Origin of the sequence: uncultured Gemella sp. (genome assembly GCF_963537375.1) — a bacterium.
Taxonomy (GTDB): Bacteria; Bacillota; Bacilli; order Staphylococcales; family Gemellaceae; genus Gemella.
Map to the genome: position 1 here is coordinate 1 of NZ_CAUTDQ010000017.1, position 20,289 is coordinate 20,289.

At 30.8% G+C, this 20,289-nt stretch carries 31 protein-coding genes; all 31 read right to left on the reverse strand.

Going from position 1 to position 20,289, the window contains the following annotated elements; genetic code table 11:
• A partial coding sequence (locus RYK99_RS04505) for a phage tail spike protein (protein WP_314990523.1) occupies positions 1–1,811 on the reverse strand: 1,811 nt, incomplete at its 3' end.
• Complete coding sequence (locus RYK99_RS04510; protein WP_314990525.1) at positions 1,811–2,533, reverse strand: hypothetical protein; 723 nt, start codon at positions 2,531–2,533, stop codon at positions 1,811–1,813. The genes RYK99_RS04510 and RYK99_RS04505, both read right to left, overlap by 1 nt.
• Positions 2,517–6,671 (reverse strand): phage tail tape measure protein, encoded by a 4,155-nt coding sequence (locus tag RYK99_RS04515; protein WP_314990527.1) that lies wholly within the window; start codon positions 6,669–6,671, stop codon positions 2,517–2,519. The genes RYK99_RS04510 and RYK99_RS04515 overlap by 17 nt, the downstream gene beginning before the upstream one ends.
• A gap of 9 nt (positions 6,672–6,680) precedes the next feature.
• Positions 6,681–6,821 (reverse strand): hypothetical protein, encoded by a 141-nt coding sequence (locus tag RYK99_RS04520; protein WP_314990529.1) that lies wholly within the window; start codon positions 6,819–6,821, stop codon positions 6,681–6,683.
• Between the two features lie 41 nt (positions 6,822–6,862).
• The gene (locus tag RYK99_RS04525) at positions 6,863–7,318 is read right to left on the reverse strand and encodes a hypothetical protein (protein ID WP_314990530.1); all 456 of its coding nucleotides are present in this window, start codon (positions 7,316–7,318) and stop codon (positions 6,863–6,865) included.
• Positions 7,319–7,370: 52 nt separating this feature from the next.
• Positions 7,371–8,024, reverse strand: a complete 654-nt coding sequence (locus tag RYK99_RS04530) for a hypothetical protein (RefSeq protein WP_060913954.1) — start codon at positions 8,022–8,024, stop codon at positions 7,371–7,373.
• Between the two features lie 11 nt (positions 8,025–8,035).
• Positions 8,036–8,464 (reverse strand): hypothetical protein, encoded by a 429-nt coding sequence (locus tag RYK99_RS04535; RefSeq protein WP_314990533.1) that lies wholly within the window; start codon positions 8,462–8,464, stop codon positions 8,036–8,038.
• The gene (locus tag RYK99_RS04540) at positions 8,461–8,805 is read right to left on the reverse strand and encodes a hypothetical protein (protein WP_314990534.1); all 345 of its coding nucleotides are present in this window, start codon (positions 8,803–8,805) and stop codon (positions 8,461–8,463) included. Before RYK99_RS04540 ends, RYK99_RS04535 begins: the two co-directional genes overlap by 4 nt.
• Positions 8,795–9,169, reverse strand: a complete 375-nt coding sequence (locus tag RYK99_RS04545) for a head-tail adaptor protein (protein WP_060913951.1) — start codon at positions 9,167–9,169, stop codon at positions 8,795–8,797. Before RYK99_RS04545 ends, RYK99_RS04540 begins: the two co-directional genes overlap by 11 nt.
• Complete coding sequence (locus RYK99_RS04550; protein ID WP_060913950.1) at positions 9,166–9,429, reverse strand: hypothetical protein; 264 nt, start codon at positions 9,427–9,429, stop codon at positions 9,166–9,168. The genes RYK99_RS04545 and RYK99_RS04550 overlap by 4 nt, the downstream gene beginning before the upstream one ends.
• A 3-nt stretch (positions 9,430–9,432) precedes the next feature.
• The gene (locus RYK99_RS04555; protein ID WP_314990537.1) at positions 9,433–9,696 is read right to left on the reverse strand and encodes a hypothetical protein; all 264 of its coding nucleotides are present in this window, start codon (positions 9,694–9,696) and stop codon (positions 9,433–9,435) included.
• A gap of 11 nt (positions 9,697–9,707) precedes the next feature.
• Positions 9,708–10,862, reverse strand: a complete 1,155-nt coding sequence (locus RYK99_RS04560; RefSeq protein ID WP_314990539.1) for a phage major capsid protein — start codon at positions 10,860–10,862, stop codon at positions 9,708–9,710.
• 13 nt (positions 10,863–10,875) lie between these two features.
• Positions 10,876–11,589, reverse strand: a complete 714-nt coding sequence (locus RYK99_RS04565; protein ID WP_314990541.1) for a head maturation protease, ClpP-related — start codon at positions 11,587–11,589, stop codon at positions 10,876–10,878.
• On the reverse strand, positions 11,570–12,706 hold the full coding sequence (locus RYK99_RS04570) for a phage portal protein (protein WP_314990543.1): 1,137 nt from the start codon (positions 12,704–12,706) through the stop codon (positions 11,570–11,572). The genes RYK99_RS04565 and RYK99_RS04570 overlap by 20 nt, the downstream gene beginning before the upstream one ends.
• Before the next feature lie 15 nt (positions 12,707–12,721).
• The gene (locus RYK99_RS04575) at positions 12,722–14,356 is read right to left on the reverse strand and encodes a terminase large subunit domain-containing protein (protein ID WP_060913946.1); all 1,635 of its coding nucleotides are present in this window, start codon (positions 14,354–14,356) and stop codon (positions 12,722–12,724) included.
• On the reverse strand, positions 14,353–14,622 hold the full coding sequence (locus RYK99_RS04580; protein WP_156438959.1) for a P27 family phage terminase small subunit: 270 nt from the start codon (positions 14,620–14,622) through the stop codon (positions 14,353–14,355). The genes RYK99_RS04575 and RYK99_RS04580 overlap by 4 nt, the downstream gene beginning before the upstream one ends.
• Before the next feature lie 195 nt (positions 14,623–14,817).
• A complete protein-coding gene (locus RYK99_RS04585; RefSeq protein WP_314990548.1) occupies positions 14,818–15,108 on the reverse strand; it encodes an HNH endonuclease in 291 nt (96 codons plus the stop codon).
• 171 nt (positions 15,109–15,279) lie between these two features.
• Positions 15,280–15,762, reverse strand: a complete 483-nt coding sequence (locus tag RYK99_RS04590; RefSeq protein ID WP_314990549.1) for a hypothetical protein — start codon at positions 15,760–15,762, stop codon at positions 15,280–15,282.
• On the reverse strand, positions 15,743–16,075 hold the full coding sequence (locus RYK99_RS04595; RefSeq protein WP_314990551.1) for a hypothetical protein: 333 nt from the start codon (positions 16,073–16,075) through the stop codon (positions 15,743–15,745). The genes RYK99_RS04590 and RYK99_RS04595 overlap by 20 nt, the downstream gene beginning before the upstream one ends.
• A 1-nt stretch (position 16,076) precedes the next feature.
• Entirely contained in the window at positions 16,077–16,208 is a 132-nt protein-coding gene (locus RYK99_RS04600) for a hypothetical protein (protein WP_314990553.1), read from the reverse strand.
• Positions 16,209–16,217: 9 nt separating this feature from the next.
• A complete protein-coding gene (locus RYK99_RS04605) occupies positions 16,218–16,418 on the reverse strand; it encodes a hypothetical protein (RefSeq protein WP_314990555.1) in 201 nt (66 codons plus the stop codon).
• Positions 16,419–16,429: 11 nt separating this feature from the next.
• A complete protein-coding gene (locus RYK99_RS04610; RefSeq protein ID WP_314990557.1) occupies positions 16,430–16,696 on the reverse strand; it encodes a hypothetical protein in 267 nt (88 codons plus the stop codon).
• A gap of 2 nt (positions 16,697–16,698) precedes the next feature.
• Positions 16,699–17,082: a YopX family protein gene (locus tag RYK99_RS04615; protein WP_314990559.1), complete on the reverse strand. Its 384-nt coding sequence runs from the start codon at positions 17,080–17,082 to the stop codon at positions 16,699–16,701.
• A 30-nt stretch (positions 17,083–17,112) separates the two neighbouring features.
• Complete coding sequence (locus RYK99_RS04620) at positions 17,113–17,502, reverse strand: YopX family protein (RefSeq protein ID WP_314990560.1); 390 nt, start codon at positions 17,500–17,502, stop codon at positions 17,113–17,115.
• Positions 17,503–17,505: 3 nt separating this feature from the next.
• Entirely contained in the window at positions 17,506–17,676 is a 171-nt protein-coding gene (locus tag RYK99_RS04625) for a hypothetical protein (protein ID WP_314990562.1), read from the reverse strand.
• Positions 17,676–17,906 carry a hypothetical protein gene (locus RYK99_RS04630; RefSeq protein WP_314990564.1) on the reverse strand — a complete coding sequence of 77 codons (231 nt, stop codon included), beginning with the start codon at positions 17,904–17,906 and terminating at the stop codon, positions 17,676–17,678. The genes RYK99_RS04625 and RYK99_RS04630 overlap by 1 nt, the downstream gene beginning before the upstream one ends.
• A complete protein-coding gene (locus tag RYK99_RS04635) occupies positions 17,903–18,337 on the reverse strand; it encodes an HNH endonuclease signature motif containing protein (protein ID WP_314990566.1) in 435 nt (144 codons plus the stop codon). Before RYK99_RS04635 ends, RYK99_RS04630 begins: the two co-directional genes overlap by 4 nt.
• On the reverse strand, positions 18,327–18,563 hold the full coding sequence (locus tag RYK99_RS04640) for a hypothetical protein (RefSeq protein WP_294681974.1): 237 nt from the start codon (positions 18,561–18,563) through the stop codon (positions 18,327–18,329). Before RYK99_RS04640 ends, RYK99_RS04635 begins: the two co-directional genes overlap by 11 nt.
• Positions 18,564–18,576: 13 nt before the next feature.
• Positions 18,577–19,503: an N-6 DNA methylase gene (locus RYK99_RS04645; RefSeq protein ID WP_314990570.1), complete on the reverse strand. Its 927-nt coding sequence runs from the start codon at positions 19,501–19,503 to the stop codon at positions 18,577–18,579.
• A gap of 1 nt (position 19,504) precedes the next feature.
• Positions 19,505–20,068 carry a hypothetical protein gene (locus RYK99_RS04650; protein ID WP_314990572.1) on the reverse strand — a complete coding sequence of 188 codons (564 nt, stop codon included), beginning with the start codon at positions 20,066–20,068 and terminating at the stop codon, positions 19,505–19,507.
• The gene (locus RYK99_RS04655) at positions 20,068–20,289 is read right to left on the reverse strand and encodes a hypothetical protein (protein WP_314990574.1); all 222 of its coding nucleotides are present in this window, start codon (positions 20,287–20,289) and stop codon (positions 20,068–20,070) included. Before RYK99_RS04655 ends, RYK99_RS04650 begins: the two co-directional genes overlap by 1 nt.

The following is a 20,289-nucleotide window of genomic DNA, read 5'->3' on the forward strand; positions in this document are numbered from 1 at the left end:
CTAGTTTCTAGTTCTGTAACCTTGCTAGTAGCACCGTTAACAAGTCCTCTAAGCTCTACAACTGTTTCATTATTAGAAATATCTTGAATGTTGTTAACTCTATCAGATAAGGCTTGAATTTGCTTAGTTGCTTCAACTCTATTTTTACTTATTTCTAAGTTTGTAGCTTGGAATTGCCTGTTGTAGTTTTCAACGGTTGTTGATACTTGGTTTCTAATAGGTGCTAGTTTTTTCTCTAGATCTTCATCAATTTTTGCTATTGTTACTTCACTTGATGCTTTAGCTTTTTCAAATCCATCTTCAATCTTTTTATTGATTTCATCTGTATTTTTCTTAAATAGTTCATCATAGTTTTTACTACGTTCTTCTACTCTACGATCAATATCCATTGATAATCTGTCTGTATAAGCATTAGCTCTTGCTTCTGCTCCACTACTCGAATGAGAAACTTCTGAACCTAATCTGCCTTCTTTTTCACCAAGAATAAACTCTTTCCATTTTTTTAGCATTGGATCATAATGAGTTTCAACTACTCTTATTCTTTCGTCTACACCATATTTTAAATATTTTAAAATTACAGTGTCACCACGATTGATATCTTCTGATAACTGCTCATAAGTTACCTTAATAGAGTTTTTAGGCTTATCAATATTCCCTTTTGTGAAATACTCCATTGCCCATTCTTCAAGTTCTTCAGCTGTTCTTAAATCATTATTAGAAATTGAAATTTCATTAATAAATGGATAATCATTAATCAATGGACTTTCAATAATTAAACTAATAGTAATTTCTTCATCTAGTGAAGCTGCTTCATCTTTTTGTCTAGCTTTTAAAGATTCTATTTCAGATTTTTTTCTATCTGCTAATGCTTGACTTTCAACTCTTCTTACTTGTGCTTTTTGTTCTCTTACTTGATATTTAGCTCTAACTTCTGATTCTATTTGCGAATATGATTTTGATGTTGTTCCACTTCTTTTAACTGATTTATTTTGTTTAGCAAGTTCCTTGGCATACTTCTTAGCTATCTCTTCTTGAATTTGTTGAGATTTTTTTTCAGTGTTCTTACGTTGTGAGTACTCTTTTTGAGACTGCCTTAAGGCTCTTAATTCTTCTCTATGCCTTGCCTGTAAATCTTTCTTATCATCTTTATCTCCGACTCTAAAAGTAGCTGTGGCATATATTCTAGTAACAATTTCATCAGAATTACTAGTATTAACAAATTCACTTATATTTTTAGCTGTAGTTAATACTTCTTCAGTATCTCTGCCAAGCTTCCTCAATAAACTAATTTGCTTATCATGCATATCTATGTCTGCAGAATATACACTTGCTATTTCTCCTAATAAATCGAATGATGACTTAGGCTGACCGTCCTTCTCGTCTTTATATGTTGAGAATGAATTTATATCACTGATATCAGAGTAGTATGAAAAATCTTTCTCACTAGAAAGAAACTGACTATACCATTCATCTAATACAGACATACAATTAACTCTAACTCTACTAAAGTTATTAACTAATCTTTTACTAAAATCATAGTTCTTTTGATAAGCAGTTACAGTAATACATTTATCATTTTCAGATATATCAATATCCTTAATTCTAAATAAGTTTGTTCTGTCATGCTCATCAGCTTTTACAATCATACCTTTTTCAATGAATGAATATAGATCGTTATCAACAGTTGGATATTTGAATGTTAATTTATACATTGTATTCAACACCCAGTGAATGTCTGAATCGTAAGCATTATTCAACACTATTCCGTTATAAGTAAAGTCTGTTTCAAATTCATCATATAACCATAACATTAAATAAACGCCCCCCATCTACACTCTATTTCCAACTTAGTAATTCCATTTCCTAGAACAATCCCACTCACTCCTGGTTTAATCTCAAAGAACGCTCCTAGCATTACACTATTTAATAAATTTCCATTCTTATCATATACATTTTGTTCTCCTTGTTTGCATTCAATAACTAACTTTTCAGATAGCTGTTTTAATCTGACTACCTGATTACTTATGGTTAATGATGTGCCACTCGTTGAATTTCCATATAGAGTGATTCTAGGATACATTATTACATTAGTTTCATTATTGATAATTCCATTTCCTGTGTATGTCTTAATATCAGATGCAATACTATATGAGAATGGATTACAAGTGAATACTACATCTATTTCATATTCATCTACTTCACCTAGTCTAGCTCTAACTGCAGATACTGTTAACACCTCATAATACCTTCCAGGATTATCAGAGGCTATTAATTTCCCACTGCCTTCTAACCAAACTAATAATTCATTAACTTGATTCAATCTTACATTGTGGATTAATAGCTTATATGATTTTTCTACAAGCTCATAAGCTGTAGAACTTCTTACAATTCCTCCTGACATATCATCAGATGTAAATATTTTGTCTTTTCTTTTCCCTTTATTAATTCCATCATTTTCTATTACAAAAATTTCAAAGGGAAAATCGGCGGTAGACTTCCCTTTGAAGATTAATTCATTATAATGTAACGACATTTCTACCACCTCCAAAACTCATATTTTTGTATTCTTTCATAGATCTAACTAATTTTTGTTCAATCTCTTTTACTAATGTATCAATGTCTTCTTTGTTGTTTATATTATTACCTGTCACATTGATGGTAATATTAACATTAGGATTATTAGCTCCATATTGTTCTGCTAATGTTCCACTTATTCCTTTAATTTTCTCTCTTGTTGATAATGGTGTAATGTTCACACCACTTCTTGTTACTTGGAATAATTCTGGACCAGCTTCACCTACGATACCTGTATATTTAGGTGGTAAGTTTTGAGTTGTACTGATGTTTCCACCTGTAGCAAACATCCCAATATGTCCACCCATTGCATGCATTCCGATGTGTCCACCAGTAGCGTGTTCTCCTCCGAAAAATCTACTAATTGTGTTTTTAAAGAAATTCCATGTTGTTTCAACATAAGTAGGTATGTTATTAACTGCTCCTGCTGCACTGTTGGCTTTGTGAGTGATGTTATCATTTGCTTCTAATTGTTTTGTAGGTGTAGGTGTTGCATTAAATCTTTGAGTACTTGCTGTTGCTGCATCAGTGAATGGTGTAGCATTACCTTGAGCCATGATACTCTTAGTTGCTGGATTAGTTGCAGCGAATACATTTGCTCTATCTGTAGCATCTTGAATAAATGGACTGGCATTTCCACTAGCTGATAATACTTTTTCAGCAGGATTAGTACTAATATATGTATTTAAATTTCCTTGTGCATCTGTAATTGGTTGACTTGCATTATCTTTGGCAGTTAGTGTTTTTTCATTAATTGCCAAAACATTATACCCAAGGATATTCTTTATCGCATTTTCAATAACATTGCTTCCATCATCTTTAAACATAATTGATTTAGGTGGCAAACTAGCATTTTTAAACGTATCTATCTTTCCATTAATGTTATCTAACGGAAGACTTGCTTTATCGACAATTTCTACATTTTTAGGTTTGATACCTTTACTGTCTAACCATTCTAAGTCTTCTTTAGTCATCTTAATAGTACGACCTTGACTTTCTGCAATAGTGATTGCTTTCATAATATCTGGCAATGCTAATGCTCTTTCATAATCGTTTTTAAAATTAAATACAAGATCATGACCTTCATATTTAATTCCTATTGATTTAATATCAGAGTGACTAGTCCAGTTATTTAAAATACTATTAACCTCTTGAATCTTAGATTCGATAGAACCTAAATTATTAATGTATTCTTCTTTAGTATCTGTAATTAATCCAATTTGTTTTAATGCAGCAATTTTAGCAGTTAAGGCTGTTTCTTCCATTCCTTGCTGTAAAATTTTCTGTGCTTCTTTACTTTCAGTTGCAGCTTCTGTAGCACTCTTACCTAGTCTCTTATAGAGATTCTCTATTTCATTCATCTCTTGAGTTGTTAAACTTCTATGGTCTTTTGCAACGTTAGATAAAATTTCTTTGATTTTCCCTTGTGCTTCTCTTACAGAATTCACTGAATCATCAAAGGTTTGTTTAATAAATTCAGATTGTTTTTTATATTCTGCTTCTTCAATTAATCCAGCAGCTTTTAAATCATTTAACCTATCATTTTCTGCTTTTCTACGTTTTTCAATACCTTCTATAGTAGATAATGCTAAGTCATTAATAGTCTTAATCTGTGCCATTGCATATTCTGATGTAATGTTTTTATTCTCTAAATAGCTTGATTGAATACTCGATAATGAATTACCTAACATAATCCCATAGTTTCTAAACCTACCTTCGATTTCATTTACATCTTCATCACTTAAAGATAGATTCTCTTTTAGTTTCTTTCTGATTTCTCCATCAGATGAATACCAACTACCTTCTTTAAAGTTTTTATCAAGACTTTCCATGATTGAGGTATTAGCTTTTTTAATTTTTTCAGTTTCCTCTACTATGGCTTTACTATTATTTTGAACATCACCTTTTAATCTGTCGATTGCACTTCCAGATTGTGTTGCACCTTTAATAACTTGGTCATACCACTCTTTGTATTTTCCGTTAGTTTGCTCAACGGATGCTTCATGATTTCTACTGTCTTTTGTCATTTCACGATATATTCCATATCCTAATCCGACAAAAGCAGCTCCAATTAATGCAGCTCCTGCAACATATGGATTAGTTAACATAGAAGCCATGCTTCCAGTAGTTGCAGCCTTAGTTCCTACTCCAGCAATTTCAGTACCTAATTTGGCAACATCAGCCACTGCTTTACCAGTTCGAATTTTACCTAACCATTGAATCAGAGTACCTATACTCTTAACTCCTGCACCTGCACCAGTTGTTAATCTTCCTAGAACAGATAAGAATGGTCCCATACCTAGCACTGCTAATTGGACAGTTGGTGGCAATTTACTAAACCATAACATCATATCACCTAATGTTTTCACTACAGGTTTAGAATGTTGTAATACTTCCGCTAATCTCGGAAGCAATTCAGAACCCATTTCAATTGCCATTTTTTGAATTTCATTCTTAGCCATTTGAATTTTACTAGCACTTGTTTGATATCTGATGCTTGCTTCTTTAGTTAAGGCTGTGTTTTCTTTCCAACCTTTATTAGCAATTTCTAAGGCTTTACCTAATCCACTATCTCCATCTAATGCTCCAGAAAGTCTCTTCATGGCATCAGCTTCACGAATACCTGTTACACCTAATGATTCCAGTACATCGTTAACATTACCTCCACTTTCTTTTACATTCTTAAGACCTTTAAGAACTAATCCAAGTGCCTCTACAGGTCGATTATTAAATGCATTAGCAAATTCACCAGCACTAACCCCAGCAGCTTTAGCAAACTTACCTAAGTTTTCTCCACCTGACATTACTGCGTTTTGCATTTTTGTCATAACCTGTGTCATTGCACTACCACCAGCTTCTGCCTCAATACCAACAGTACTCATTGCAGCTGCTAATCCTAATACATCAGCTTCTGACATATTAGTTTGTTTACCCATACCAGATAATCTTTGAGACATCTCTACAATAGATTTTTCATTTGTGGCAAAGTTATTTCCTAATTCTACTAACGTAGAACCTAGATTTCTAATACTACTTTGACTAGTTCCCATAACTGCCATGAATTGAGCTAAACTAGTTGCCCCTTCTTCACTACTTAAGTTAGTAGTTGCTCCTAAATCTGCGATAGTCTTTGTAAAGTCAACTATATTTTCAGTTTTAATACCTAACTGCCCAGCCACTTCACCAATTCTCGATAATTCATTTGCAGTAACAGGAATCTCTGTAGAAAGATTTAAGAAATTCTGTCTAATCTTTTCTAGCTGTTCTGGTGTAGCGTTAACAGTTTTAACTACTCCAGCAAAATCACTTTCAAAATTAATTGCACTTCTAGCAGCTAATAACATTCCAGATGATATCCCTGCAGTAGCTCTTGTTAAACCGTCACCAACTCCCGACATCTTCTGTCCTAAAATTTGTGCCCTAGTACCAACATCATTAAATCTTTGAGCAGTATCAGCTAACCTACCACCACTATTTCTAAATGCAGAGTGAGTTTTCTCTACTGCATCTCTTAATTTAAAATAGCTTGTTTCAGCATTAGCTATTTTAGTTGGTAATGCTCCTAATTCTTTCTGTTGAGTACTTAACGTACTATTTAAGCCTTTAATTTGCGTTTCAAGGCTTTTTACTTCTTGTTCAGTCTTCTTATATGCTTTGCTTGTATTTGCTACTGTTTCTTTATATTTTTGAACAGCAGCACTACTCTTACCATAAGTGCTTTCTAAGTGTTTTAAATGCTCTTTTTGACTTTGTAACAACGTTCCATTAGTTTTTAGAACTGATTGCTTCTGCCTAAAAGCATTTGATAACTTTTCAATCTCCTTTGGTATCTCACTAGTAGATTTTTTTAAAGCATCATATTTATCTTTTAAACTATTAACATTACTCGCTGATTGTTTCATTTGAGTAGTTAATCCACTCATCTTTGCTTTGTAGACATCGTAAGCTTTCGCACCGCTACCTAATGAAGCTATATTTCTTCTAGCTTCTGCTTGAAGTTGTCGTAAGGCATTTTCACCTTGCTTAATAGCAGAGGTAAAAGACCCTACACCTTCTGCAGTCAGTATGACACCGACTTTATCCATGTAACTTGCCATTTTTACCTCCTATAATATATTACTTGCGTTAGTAACTCTTATGCCCTCTTCTTCAGAATCATTCGTTGTATAATTATCTTCAATATATCTATTAATCATATAAACAATATAATCTAATGAATAATCATACATAAATTCATCTATAGTCATGTTGAACCAAGTTCTACACTTATAAAATATATCGTCCCAATCTATTTCTTGTGCTTCTTCTGTCTCTTCTTGGCTTTCTTCGGATTTCTGCTCACTACTTTTGGTTGTGAATGAACTAGGTCTTCTACCTGTTCTTCTAAAATATTCTTTCCCAGTTCACTATCATCAGTAATCCCTAACATTTGAAGTAATGTTGCTGTTTGATCTCCATACATAGCTTCTTGATATTTTAGAATAAATACTTCCAAGTCAGTATCAGTTACATTTTCTAAAACTTCCTCAAGTGTTGTTTTTAACTTATTAGCTTTCAAAATAGATACTAAAAATTTAGCACTAGCAATATTCTTTTCTTTTAAATATACATCTGCCCATTCACCTTGTTTAATACCAAAGTCTGCTTCCAAATGTAACCAAACTGCTAAATTACATCTTAATTCAACTTCATGTCCTAAAATATCAGTTTTAAAAGTCTTTATATTTTTTGTAAAAATACTCATTTATTACCTCCAAAAAAGAGCCAACTTATGTCGGCTCTTTAAATCTTATTTATTATGCTCTAGGGACTACTGTAGAGTCTGTTTGACCGTCTTTAATACATGCTTTTAAAGTCTCTGCATCATAGAAACCATTTAATAATAATTTCTCACGATCATATAAATTAGTCGTACGTAAGTCAATTTTAGAGTATACTTTTTTATTTCCAATTACTGGGAATGCCTCAATAGTAACCTGTGCAATATTTTCTTTCTTCTCATCAGTTTCAGTTTCTGCATTGAAATCTGGATGTTTTAATTGACAGTATGGGAAGTTGTAAATAATTTCTCCACCATTTTCGTCTGTAACAAGGAATGACCATCTGAAATATTTATACTTCGGACTATCTCCTTGAACATATGCACCATCTGCAAGTTTAATCATTCCACTCATTTCTTCTACGAAACCTTCTGGGAAGAATCCAATATCTACAGTCATCTCTGCACTTGAGAATTTAACAATGTCACGTAATTTATTGTTTGATAAATATACTGTTTTATTTTTTGTCTGCCCTTTAAATGCTACTTTATCTATTGCGAATACTTCGTATACCTTATCCTCATATGTTAATCCACTTTCACTAGTTGGTTCTGTCTTTACTTTTTGTAAATAACCAGCACCAACACCTGTCATTAACGCTCTTTCTACTCTCTCTTTAGTTACTGTCATTTCAGTTCCTCCTATTTATTTAATAATTTATCTTTAACTTTCTTAGCAAATGAATCTTTATGTTGTAATGCTGCAGGTCTAATATGTGGCTTAGGAGCAACATATTTTCTACTGCCTTTTTTATATCTTCTTGCACGCTTACCACGTCTTTCTCTACTAGTAGCTTTAGAAAACCCAGCATGAAATCCTACTTCATGGAAATATAAATGTAGATTGGGCCTACCTGCCCAACCTACTGTACTTTCATATAATGCATGTTTTGTAATAATCCCCTCAACTCCAGCACCAGTTACTTTTAAACCTTTGCTAGTAGCGATTTTTTTTGCATTATCTTTAATTTCTTCTGCTTCTTTTTCTACTATGCTATTAATAGATTTGGCATTACTGCTAATCTTATTTAACTTAGCAATCGCTCCACTAAAACCAAACTCTTTTGTCATGAGTAAATCTCCAAGAAATACATAAATTGAGTTTCTTTTTTGTCAGCATCCACATCAATTACTTCTTGCCAAGAACCAGTATTTAATTTAGTATCATCCAATGAGTTTTGTATCTTTTGTAAAATTTCTGAACTATCCAAATCATGTGGCACTAGATCATAGAAATTTAGCTGATATACATGGTGTTTAATTTTTCGCTTATCAGATAATCTTTTTTCTGTAGTATGTACATGAAAATATACAATTTTAGGAAAATCAGTATCATCACTAAATCCATAAGAAACTGGAATATTCAATTCCATATCTGATATAGTCTGAAATATTAACTCTTTAATGCTCATTTTTAATCACCTCGACCAATGATAATTCAGTTTCATTTTTTTTATGATTATGCCAAATTCTAGAAATCGTATAGGATTTATTTTTAATAATGATAAATAGATCACTTAAAATATAATCATCAATCTGTGGAAATAAACGAATCGCTATTCTTCTTGATACTTCTGTATCAACTTGTAAAGCTTGATATTTTTCTACAGATGTAATATTTAACTTCCTAAACCAAAACTTATTAATTTCTTTTTCAGTTTTTGATGTTAATTTAGTGTTAAACTTATCTTTTCCAAACTCATACTTTACAAATTTAGCTATTCCATCATTATATGTCTGATTAACTTTTTCTTGTTTTTTTCCTAGATTTATCATTCTATTTCTCCTACTGATAAAGCAAGATTAATAATTTGTGTCCTAAAATTTTTATCAAAATATTCTAAACTATCATTGTATGCATATCTAACTCTTTCAAAAATTAACTCCTGTGCTAAAAGATTAGTTGTCTCATCAAAATATCCACACTGATTTTTTAACGAAAAAATAGATGAAGAAAGCAACTGTTTAAGTTGCTCATCTTCATCATTATGTAAAATATGTAATCTATCTTTTAACTTTTTTAATAGTTCATCCATAGATTATTCTTCCGTAGTCTCTACAGTTTTTTCTACTTTTTCTTCTTCAGCTTTCTCTTCTGATGTTACTTCTACTTTTTCTTCTTCAACATTTTCAACAGCTTTGACTTCTTTCGTTTCTTCTTCGAAAAATTCTCTATCATGAACTGATAAATTTTGTTTTAGCTCTTTTAGTCTTTCAGCAGGGAAATCTACAGTATCACCTACTTTATATACTTCATCAGAATATTTATCCACAAAAGAATTTAAAATTTTTACTTTAACCATAACTTATCCTCCTATGCTAGTGGTGTAATATTTAAATTATATACTTGTGCTGCGTAGTTATCTTTTGGCTTACCATTTGCATACATTTTAGTAATATATAATGTTGCATCTTCCATAGCTAGAGTTTCTTTAAATTGACTAATTCCAAAACTTCCAGCAGTAATCGCTAAGTATTCACCCTCTACAAAGAAAATTACTTTTCCTGTTGGAACGAAAATTGACTCAATAATCGTTGGATTAAATGGTAAAGCAGTAATGAATGTTCCAGAAGCATTTTGAACAGTTGCTCTTGCCATAATATCGTAATATTCAAACGGATTAATAAGCATAACTACCTTACCAGCAATATTTCTAGCTTGGAACTCATCCTCTTCAGTAACTCCATCTTTTTTCAATCGTTTATATTTTGCAAGATTTTTATGAACTCCTGCAATTTCAGCAATAATAGTCTTAGTATCTTTAAATGTTAAAGTACCTGCTGAAGCTTTTTCAGCATATTGTCCTTGAGTAACTGCAGCTAATAAATCACGGTTTAATCCAATAGGTTGACTTTTCCCATCACCTAAAATAAACGCTTTTTCTAAAGCTACCTTTAATGCTTCTACTAAGAAAGTTCTTACATATTTTTCAACCCAAACAGGCCCTAATGATAACATATCGTTAGATACTGCAAAGAATGCTGTAAGTTTGTATTCACCGATTTTTTCTTTTCTAAAGTTAGCATTTAAACTACCTTGAATCCCTCCAAATAGTTCTCCCCAAACTGCAGCACCTTCTGGATTACCATAAATAAACTCTGTAATAGCTCCATAGTTTTCTAAACCTAGTTTTGCTAATAGTGGATGTTCTTTTACTAAATCATCAAACACACGCTCTCGAGTTGTTTTTGGTAAAGTATCATGTTCTTTAAAACCACCTTGCTCAATTACAGTGTTAAAGAATTTCAATTCTTCAGATGTTAATACTTGTTGTCCTCTATTACTTAAAATAATATTGTCCGTATTATTAGTATTCACATTTGATAAAATATCATCTCTGATTTCATCAACCATTGTTGACATCATATCATCAAATGCTTTACTTTGTGTTTCCTTTGATTCATTATTTAACACTGAATCTGCATATAAACGTTTTTTCTCTTCGAAATTTTTAAATTTAATTGTCATTTATTTTCCTCCATTATAAAAAGAAACCATTGTTATTTATAGTTTCTTCATCTTCTTTATTGTCTAACACATTGTTATTAACCATACTAGAAACTTTCTGTACAAATGTTTCGTTTTTGAATAAATTCTCAATAAAATCATTCGTTAAAATATTTTCCATATTTTCATCTGCTTTTACTTCTGATTTTTTCTCATCAGCAAAACCAAGTTCTACAGCTTCATCCGCAGTAAACCATGTTTCATTTGAAATATAGTTTTCTATCTCTGACTTATCAATATTAGTTTTTTCGCTATAAATATCAACAAGTAGAGTGTCAATTGTTTCTAACGCTCCTAATGTTTTCTTGATTTCATTCTTATTTCCCCAAGCAATTGTTGAGGCTTCATGAATCATAAGCGAAGTTCCAGTATTCATTATTAATTTATTAGCACCCATTGCAATAATAGAAGCAGCACTACATGCTGTTCCTGTAACCTCAACAGTAACATTGTTTGAGATGTTTTTTAAATAATTGTAGATTTCAATACCTTGAAATACATCTCCACCACCACTATTTAAATATATATGAACATCTCCAGTAGCATTTTCTAACGCTTCTCTAACATCTTTAGCTGATGTTGCTTCATAAAAATATGAACTCTCACCAATAGCACCACTAATAGTTAGTTCAGTTTTTCCATTTGTTTGTACTGAATTAAAAAAGTAATCAACTTTCTTCTTCGTCACTTTGCTCACCTCCTCCTAAAGTTTCATAGTTTTTAGTTATATGATGTCTATTTGCCAACTCTTCAGTAGACAATTTATCACCTAATTTTAATCTAAGCTCATTTATAGTGTACATTCCACTAGCAATCAACTTATCAATAGAACTTGCAGAATTAAATATATTATAGATCATTATTGGAGTTGTATTTGCTTCTAATCCATCACCATTTAATATCTCTTTTTCTGTGAAAAATTTCCCGTTAAACTCGGAAATAATAAACTTAATTAATGGATTAATACAAAACCTCATATAATTATCAGTTTGCTTCTCTACATCTGCTAAATTACCATTCAGCAAACCAACAGGTATTCCTAAACAATTAGCAATATGATTAGTAAAGTTATTAACAACTTTTGCTACTTCATCAACTGATTCAGCCTTTACGCTATTTTTATTTGCTTCACTATATTCAAGTCCCTCTTGCATAGGTACATTAGCGTACTCTTGGTCTCTAAATGCCTTAGTTATCCTATTAATAAATTCTTGAATCTCATGAGTTTTACTTTGATCATATTTTGTAGTATCAATTTTAGTAACTGCTCTTACTTGAGATTTTCTTTTCTGAAATGCTACAATTCTTGAAAATAGTTCTCCGTAATCTTTATATATACCATTTACAAAGTTCTGTAATCTACGGTTACTATAGTGGAAATACAACACACTCTCACTATAGAAATCTCTATCATACCTAAATGTGTCAATTTGTACATTTGAAAACTTATCTTCATATAGTGCGGATCTTTCTCTGTAGAAATCATCTGCAATAACTAAATCATCAGAATCAGTTTTAATAATTAAACACTCATTCTCATAAAATATATTTTCAACAAATTGTTTCCAAAATTCATAAGCATTCTGATTTTTATTAGGTTTAACATTTAGCTTGTAATATAGCCTATCTTTTATATATTCACCATTTTTCACAACAAGAAATTCTAATTGTGAAATAGTTCTTGCGATAAGATCTATATTTGTATGTAATGCCATATTTTTCATATGTACATTTTCATAACTATTTTCTATTAAATCTAAATCTAGGAGTATGTCGATTTCTTTTTTTTTGCCAAAAAATCCCAAAATCTCACCTCTTTTTTAAAATTCTAAATTATTTAAGAAGAAATCAACTTCATCATTAAGCAACTCTCCAGCCTTATACATAGCATGTACAAATGCTTGGAATCCATCTGTTTTTCTTCTGTGTTCATCCTTTTTCTCATATACCTTATTTCCATCTTTTTTTATATTTACATAAACATTAAACGTGTACCATCTCATTAAAGGATTATCGCCCCAAATAATTTGACGGTTAGCAAAAGCACTCTCTATTCTAGGAATTAGTAGAGGATGAATAGCCTTAGGATTTCTAATGCATACAACCTCAAATCCTTGTTTTTCCAAAAGCGGTCGTAGTAAATCTAGTTTATAATTATCAGCAACTATAGTCTCTAACCCATGCTCTTTTCTCATTTCTACAAACCAATTTACAACATGTTCAGGATTTATTGATGGTTCATCAACAACCGTTAAAAGTCCTTGTTTTTCCCATTCCCTTATAGGTGGTTTCAATTTAGCTTTATCAAGATACTCTTTTCTTGCGAATGAGTGAGTTTTCCAAACATAATCACCATCAATTTTAAATAAACATCCTACAGCAGTGAAATCTCGGATAGAACCAAAATCTAGTCCCCCTATGCACGTTCTATGTTTAACATTTGGCATAGGTCTATTAGTTGCAAAAATTTCTTCATCAGTAGCAACACTTTTAGTTAAATCAGTTTCAGGAAGATTCATACGTTTAGTTATGAACTCTTCACGTCCCTCTGGTTCATCTTCTAAATCTCTGTATTCGTCAAAAATAACATCAAAAAGATTATCTGCATATTCACTTCTAGGATTACTAAACATTGGATTAGCTTTTTCCCAAACATCTGGATTATCAATTTCTTCATAATCATCAAGCTTACAGATGAAAATAAACATATTACTGTTAGGACTTTCACCGCTTAAAATTTTACTAGCTTTTGCTTTTTGCTTATCTAAGAATCCATCTCTTACATAACCATCTGTAGTAATAAAAAACTCTCGTGGATTTTTCTTTTTACCTAACCCACTTGAGAATACTCTAACAGTATTATTATTTTCATATTGATGGATTTCATCATATACTACAGCTCCATCTCTTAATCCGTCTTTCGTACTTGCATTTGATGTTCTAAACTTCAAGATACTTCTAGTCTTAAGATTTTGTATTTGTTCAAGAGTACATTTAAAACTCTTAACCATTCGCTGGTTTCTTGTAATAGCATTATAGCTCTCATTAAAAGATGTTTTAGCTTGTTCTTCAGAGTTGGCAACTATTGAAATATTATAATCTGGGATACCATGAAGTGAACTAATTAAAAAATTGGTTAAAACAGAAATTAATCCGTTCTTTCCTCCACCACGTCCCATCATAATTAAAAAACGTCTATAATATGCCTTATCATTCTTCTTGTATAATAAAAAAACAAAAGCAATTATAAACTTTTGAAATGGTTGTAACTTAAAATAATATTTCTCTCCAAACTTTATACACTTTTCAATTAAATCATCATTGAAATATATATCATCTCTTGGAAAAACATATTTCTCTAATATATCTATTAGCTGAATACGTTCTTTATTTAATACTATTTTACCTTCACGATAATCACTAATATACTCTTCTACATATTTATTTAAAATCATATTAGATCATCATCATTAATATCTTCTATGTAATCAACTTTAAAATTCCATGTTCTTTCGATTGCAAGCATACTAGTGTTTAATTTACTAATTTCAGCGATAGCAGGATGAGTTTTTATATAACTTTGACTACCATTTTCTACTACAATAGTTACTCCTTGCTTTTTAATATCTTGCTTAAGTTTCGCTATTAATTCGACAAATTGCATGTACCTATTTACCTTCTCAATCTCAAGAATATTATCAGGTTGATTAATCTTTTCCAAAAGAAATTTTTTTAATTCTCTTTGGTTTACGGTCGATTTTTTTTTATCATTAGCTATACCACTCCCCCCCCTCGTGAAAAAAATATCGATTCAGCTCCGAAAAAGAGACCCGCCCGCTCCTGAAGAAAAAAATTTTTTTCAAAATTTTTTGAGGGGGGTATTTCCGGGAAATAATAGTGGGCTACGTGGGAAATACTACCACTTTTCATCGTTCCATCTCTTCTTCCTACTACCATTGCCAAACAATCTACCATGCTCAACGTTGTGACAATTAATGCACAATGTCTCTAGGTTGTTAATATCAAGTGCATGTTCAGGATAGAATTCTATTTCTAATTTATGGTGAACGTTCTGACCTTTGCTCACCTTACCTAATCTCTTGCACTGTTGACACTCATAGTTATCTCTCTTCAATGCTTTCAGTCGCAACTTTAACCAGTTGCTACTCTTATAGAATCTTTGCTTTTGTTCTTTTGTTTTATACATTTAAAACTCCATACAAAAAAGCGTGATGCAAATCACGCTTAATTGGTATACGATTATTGTTTATATAAAGGATCTTAATACTTGTGAAATCATTCACACATATATTATATTACATTTGAATTTATATTTGTTTATATCTTATTATATATTATTATATTTTATTATATGATATTATATTTTTTTATATTTTATTATATCTGGAATGAATATCTGATTAATAGCTAATGAATGCTTTTGATTTCTAGTTGTATATTCAATATCTAATATATGCTCAACCTCTGCCCATGTCTTACATTCTAAGTATCTTAACTGCAGCAATAATCTATATTCTAAATTCGGCATGCTGTCTATATATTCCTTAATTTTATTTTGCATTTCTAAAAGTGCTTCTATGCTTTTTAGAATTCGATTTTTTAATTCTTCCGATTTATCTAGACGGGATTCAAGAGTTGATTTTGTTTCACCTCTTATTTTATCTTTCGAATAGTCCATACCTTTAATATTGATTAAACTATACTCGTTCTCTTCAAGTAACCTTTTATCAGACTCAATCAATCCTCTTAAGTATTTTACTTGCTCTAGAAACTTTTTCTTTAAATAACTCTCTTTACCTCTTCTATTCGTTTTATTATTCTTATTGTTCGTTTCCTGCATACACATCTCCTATTATTAATAATCTATCATAGATATTACATAAATCAACTGTTATTTGTTTAAACTCAACAACAAACTTACCTTTTATAAATTTAACTGCACCAATTAAATCATCTTTATATTTTACAATATAATCTTCGTATATTAAATTACCCCATATATCTTTTAATTCACTACAACGTAACAACTTAAAATTCTTAGTTTTAACGGGCATATAAGGTGCAACTTCTAGCTCAACTTCTTGTGTTCTAAAATTATAACGTGTCACTGATTTAACCCCTTGAGTTGGAGTATAAGCTTTTAAATCGTACATCTTACTTCCTCCAGTTAATATATCTCTTTAAAGCAACAACCATAAACACCATCACAGATATTAGCGATACACAGAAGAATATTCCGATGATGTAAAGCAGTACGTCGATTATAAACATTGATTTTAATTCCATATTTACCTCCTATATCTCTTCGCATTCAATGTCGCTCACATCCATAAGGTTTAATTTTATACCTCTTAAATCATATTCAAAATACATTATTTCATCGTTTCTTTTTGCCATATCGAAATACCAAAGTAATTTCTTTGTTGTTTCAACATTAAAAACGTAGATTGTTTTTTCTCCATTTTTGAAACTAATTGTAATTTTGTATAGTTTCATAGCTATTCCTCCTACTCATCCAATTCTCCGTTGTATTGTGGTATTTCCATCCAATAAATAACATCATTATCAGTATTTTCAAAACCTAATTCATCTCCAAATTCTTCCCATGTATCGATAGAGGTATCAGTAAACTCTCCAGAAGACAAAGGGATAGTTACTAGCACTTCTTCACCAAGGTTAGGTAATTCACCGTCCCATATTTCATCATGATCACCTTGATAAAATTCTTTTTCTTCTTCAGTCATTTTTCTTAAATATAATTTGTGCCATTTCATTGCTAGTCCTCCAACAATTCTTTATTCTCATAAATGTTACCAATTACTAAATATTCATCCTCCATACCATGTACTCTATCGACAAAGTATCTTTCCTCAATCGTTAAATAATAATAGTATTCTGTATCTTCGTCTTTTTCTACTACATATTTTCTTAAATAACGTTCACCAGTATCTTTATATTCTAATATGTCTCCTGTACAGATATAATTACCGTCCATGTCTTTATATCCAGTGTTATAGATAAATTCAATATCCTCAAAATCATAATAAGAATACATAGCTCTATCCTCGTTATAAACTCCAACTACTTTAGTATCAAATCTAACAGATTCTACTTCTAACACTTTATTTAAATGTTTAATATATACTTTAGGTTGTTTCATCTTCTGTCCTCCTAATCGTCTAACTCTCCGTTATATTGCAGCGATTTTTTTCCATAAATCGTCATTTTCGTAAATATTACCAATTACTTCTAAATTTCCTCTTCTAAATTCATTTAGTTTAGATAAGCTCCCTTTGGAAACTGTGTAATACGAACTATCAAAATAATCTTTTTCAACTTCTTCTGTATAAACACAAGTTTTATCATACGTTGTTCTTTCTACAATATCTCCAACAAATATAGAATTTCCTTTTTTGTCTTTGAAACCTGTATTTTCTATAAGTATCACCTCATCGAACTTATAAGGTACAAAATCAGCATTATCATTAAAATACACTTCTACTATTTTTTCATGGTAATTAATCACTTCTACAGGTAATATCATACCTAAACTTTTAATATATACTTTTGGTTGTTTCATCTTCTATCCTCCTAAAATCTTGTACATAAAAAATATCCAAGCTACTAAACACACTATTATATATGCGATACACCAACTTATTAATAATTTTCTATGATACTTTGATACTCCTTTTTTTATCTTATTTTTCAAATTTTCTACTGCTTCTGAAATTGTTTGTGGTTCGTTTTCCATTAATTCTTCTCCACGTTTTCATCCAAAATCATATACCATCTAAAATAATTTACTTTTCTTAGATCAACTTTCTTTCCATTAAAATCTAGTATTATATTACCTTTTAACTCATCTAAATCTTTATGCAATTTATATACATTATCAACTGTGTTTTTACTAGCCTTAACACAAATTGATTCATCATCTTTCATTGTGAATATTATTTCAAATTCCTTATTGTTAATTTTCACGCTTTATTCCTCTCTTTCTTTTTCAAAGATATAATTAATTCACTCAAATCTACACAAGATCTCATTAGCTCTCTATCTTTCGTTATATATCGATATCTTTTATTCAAAATCAATAACGCCCCTCTAGAAATAAGTTTTAAATTTTCTATTTCAAAATTTCTATTATTCCCATCTAGAAATATTATTACTTTACCTTTAGGGACTTCTTTTTTGTGATGCTGTTCCCATATGTAACGATGTTTAGAGATCCATTTATTTATCCCTACTTTTATTTCAATATATCCATCTTTACTCAATCTTTCTGAATACATCTCTCTAGTATTGGATGGTAAATGACCTTTTTTAAAGCTAGTTTTCCTAGCACCAAAGCAACCTTTAAGGCCTTTATTCCAAGGAATATGACCTTTTTTAAAACTTCCACTATTTCCCATTTTCAATCATTAATGGTAAAGTAGCACCTCTACCAAATTCATTTTTATATTTTTCAGCCTCTAAAGCTAAATTAGCGTTATTAATAATTGTATTCCCAATCATAGTTATTGTTTTTGCTCTATTCATTTCCTCTTGAAGTTTATCCCCTTCTAACTTATCATCATTTATTCTTTCTAGTGCTTCGAATAAATGATTGTTTAAATCTATTAATTTATTTCTTGTCATTTCAAATTACCTCTTAATTGTTTCTAAATGTATTTATACCAAAATTATAAGCTAACCTATATTCCTGACATAGACTCTCAACTCTATCAATAAAACCTAAATAATCTATATCGGCTTTAAACTCTCTAATCAATCCTAAAGTTATCTTTAAATGATTTTCTAATCTACTTACTACTAATTCATCTAAACTTGAATTTATAGCGTCGATATCTATTATTTCTTTTTCTTGAGGAATAGTCGGTGTACTCCATTTATCATCTTTATTAGTGCAAATTTCCGAATATAAAATCTCTTTTTTAGCACAATTATATATTTCTTTGTAAACCTCTGTATATTCTCCATCTTTTGCAATCACTAGGAATAATACTGGAATAGGTGTATCTTCAAATGCTCCTTCGATTAGATTCAATTCTACCAACCTGTCTCCTATTAAATCCCTCATTTTCTGTTCAGTCTTTCTATAAGCAACTCCAGGAAAACAAATATGAAAAGCGAACTTATCAGTATAATTTAAAGATTTTAAGATGAAAATATCATCTACTACACCACTTTTCTTCCAAGGGAATTCATTTTGAATATTTGTTTGTTCTTCTTCTGATAAGTCTTTAAACTTCATAGAAAACGGTGGATTCATAACTATACAATCTGAAATAACATCCTCATCAAAATTAAAGAAACTCATGTTATAAATATTTCTATTCGGAAATAATTCATTGTTTTTCTCGAATGTGTCACAAGATGCTTTCTGCACTTCAACTCCAGTTAGAAACCTGGGTTTGATATATTGTTCTAACTGTCCACTACCAATTGCACCATCAAATACTGTAGGATTTTCACCAACATATTTCTTTACTTTTTCCGCCACATATTGCCTTAATTCTTTACCTGTGATATATTCAGCGTGTTTCTTAGCTATATCTCTATTATTGTGTTCAATCAAACTATATCAACCCCTGTTCTTTTAAACTTGCATATTCTTCTAATATCTCTCTTAACTGTTCAGGTAATACTTGATAAGTTAGAAATATCTCGCTACTCTCAAAGAAATCTAATGAATTTTCTGCCGAAAAGCTTAACATTCCATAAGGTATGATTAATATAATAGGCTCATCTAATTCAGAGTTTTGCTCTCTTTCCAAGAATGCAACGATAAAATCTCTATCACCTTTACACTTTATCCCCCATTGTCTTTTAGGAGCTTTACTTTTATTTCTAAGTGATGAATATTTTACGTCTATCGTTAGCCCTTTGTATTCAAAATCAAATCCAGGATTATTCATTCTGTATAATCTATTTGCATCAATCGCTGTAGGAACATACTTTTGGAATAATTCTTCAGCTTTTGCACCTAACATACCTGCACGACTACCATATTCAATCCTATCTCTAATTTTTAACACTCCACTACCTAACAATTTAATATGTGCAACGTAAGCAGGTAGTCCACTTCTTCTCACTGCTTCCTTAAAGTCATTACACTCTAAGTAAATATCTACAATATCCATTACCCATAAATCTCCTTATATTGCTTAAGTAACTGCAACTGTCTAATTTTTTCTTTTTGCTCTTGAATAGTCCTTTCTTTAACAATATTGTCATTAGATAGCTCCTCAATCGTGTTACTTGAAACGTAAACACCTAATATCAATCCCGCTGTAAACATTGCTAACAACATTGACAGTGTGATTAGTATAATCTCTATGTTATCCCAAATTTTTTTCAACAT

What these genes read in the sequence shown, in the direction of transcription:
- RYK99_RS04605 (WP_314990555.1), bottom strand. Translation starts at nt 16,418, where the DNA reads ATGAAACTATACAAAATTACAATTAGTTTCAAAAATGGAGAAAAAACA.
- RYK99_RS04590 (WP_314990549.1), bottom strand. Translation starts at nt 15,762, where the DNA reads ATGCAGGAAACGAACAATAAGAATAATAAAACGAATAGAAGAGGTAAA.
- RYK99_RS04650 (WP_314990572.1), bottom strand. Translation starts at nt 20,068, where the DNA reads ATGGATATTGTAGATATTTACTTAGAGTGTAATGACTTTAAGGAAGCA.
- RYK99_RS04625 (WP_314990562.1), bottom strand. Translation starts at nt 17,676, where the DNA reads ATGGAAAACGAACCACAAACAATTTCAGAAGCAGTAGAAAATTTGAAA.
- RYK99_RS04560 (WP_314990539.1), bottom strand. Translation starts at nt 10,862, where the DNA reads ATGACAATTAAATTTAAAAATTTCGAAGAGAAAAAACGTTTATATGCA.
- RYK99_RS04635 (WP_314990566.1), bottom strand. Translation starts at nt 18,337, where the DNA reads ATGGGAAATAGTGGAAGTTTTAAAAAAGGTCATATTCCTTGGAATAAA.
- RYK99_RS04620 (WP_314990560.1), bottom strand. Translation starts at nt 17,502, where the DNA reads ATGAAACAACCAAAAGTATATATTAAAAGTTTAGGTATGATATTACCT.
- RYK99_RS04615 (WP_314990559.1), bottom strand. Translation starts at nt 17,082, where the DNA reads ATGAAACAACCTAAAGTATATATTAAACATTTAAATAAAGTGTTAGAA.
- RYK99_RS04545 (WP_060913951.1), bottom strand. Translation starts at nt 9,169, where the DNA reads ATGATAAATCTAGGAAAAAAACAAGAAAAAGTTAATCAGACATATAAT.
- RYK99_RS04600 (WP_314990553.1), bottom strand. Translation starts at nt 16,208, where the DNA reads ATGGAATTAAAATCAATGTTTATAATCGACGTACTGCTTTACATCATC.
- RYK99_RS04535 (WP_314990533.1), bottom strand. Translation starts at nt 8,464, where the DNA reads ATGACAAAAGAGTTTGGTTTTAGTGGAGCGATTGCTAAGTTAAATAAG.
- RYK99_RS04575 (WP_060913946.1), bottom strand. Translation starts at nt 14,356, where the DNA reads ATGATTTTAAATAAATATGTAGAAGAGTATATTAGTGATTATCGTGAA.
- RYK99_RS04515 (WP_314990527.1), bottom strand. Translation starts at nt 6,671, where the DNA reads ATGGCAAGTTACATGGATAAAGTCGGTGTCATACTGACTGCAGAAGGT.
- RYK99_RS04595 (WP_314990551.1), bottom strand. Translation starts at nt 16,075, where the DNA reads ATGTACGATTTAAAAGCTTATACTCCAACTCAAGGGGTTAAATCAGTG.
- RYK99_RS04555 (WP_314990537.1), bottom strand. Translation starts at nt 9,696, where the DNA reads ATGGTTAAAGTAAAAATTTTAAATTCTTTTGTGGATAAATATTCTGAT.
- RYK99_RS04525 (WP_314990530.1), bottom strand. Translation starts at nt 7,318, where the DNA reads ATGAGTATTTTTACAAAAAATATAAAGACTTTTAAAACTGATATTTTA.
- RYK99_RS04610 (WP_314990557.1), bottom strand. Translation starts at nt 16,696, where the DNA reads ATGAAATGGCACAAATTATATTTAAGAAAAATGACTGAAGAAGAAAAA.
- RYK99_RS04510 (WP_314990525.1), bottom strand. Translation starts at nt 2,533, where the DNA reads ATGTCGTTACATTATAATGAATTAATCTTCAAAGGGAAGTCTACCGCC.
- RYK99_RS04640 (WP_294681974.1), bottom strand. Translation starts at nt 18,563, where the DNA reads ATGACAAGAAATAAATTAATAGATTTAAACAATCATTTATTCGAAGCA.
- RYK99_RS04585 (WP_314990548.1), bottom strand. Translation starts at nt 15,108, where the DNA reads ATGTATAAAACAAAAGAACAAAAGCAAAGATTCTATAAGAGTAGCAAC.
- RYK99_RS04550 (WP_060913950.1), bottom strand. Translation starts at nt 9,429, where the DNA reads ATGGATGAACTATTAAAAAAGTTAAAAGATAGATTACATATTTTACAT.
- RYK99_RS04655 (WP_314990574.1), bottom strand. Translation starts at nt 20,289, where the DNA reads ATGTTGAAAAAAATTTGGGATAACATAGAGATTATACTAATCACACTG.
- RYK99_RS04530 (WP_060913954.1), bottom strand. Translation starts at nt 8,024, where the DNA reads ATGACAGTAACTAAAGAGAGAGTAGAAAGAGCGTTAATGACAGGTGTT.
- RYK99_RS04540 (WP_314990534.1), bottom strand. Translation starts at nt 8,805, where the DNA reads ATGAGCATTAAAGAGTTAATATTTCAGACTATATCAGATATGGAATTG.
- RYK99_RS04520 (WP_314990529.1), bottom strand. Translation starts at nt 6,821, where the DNA reads ATGACTATAGATGAATTTATGTATGATTATTCATTAGATTATATTGTT.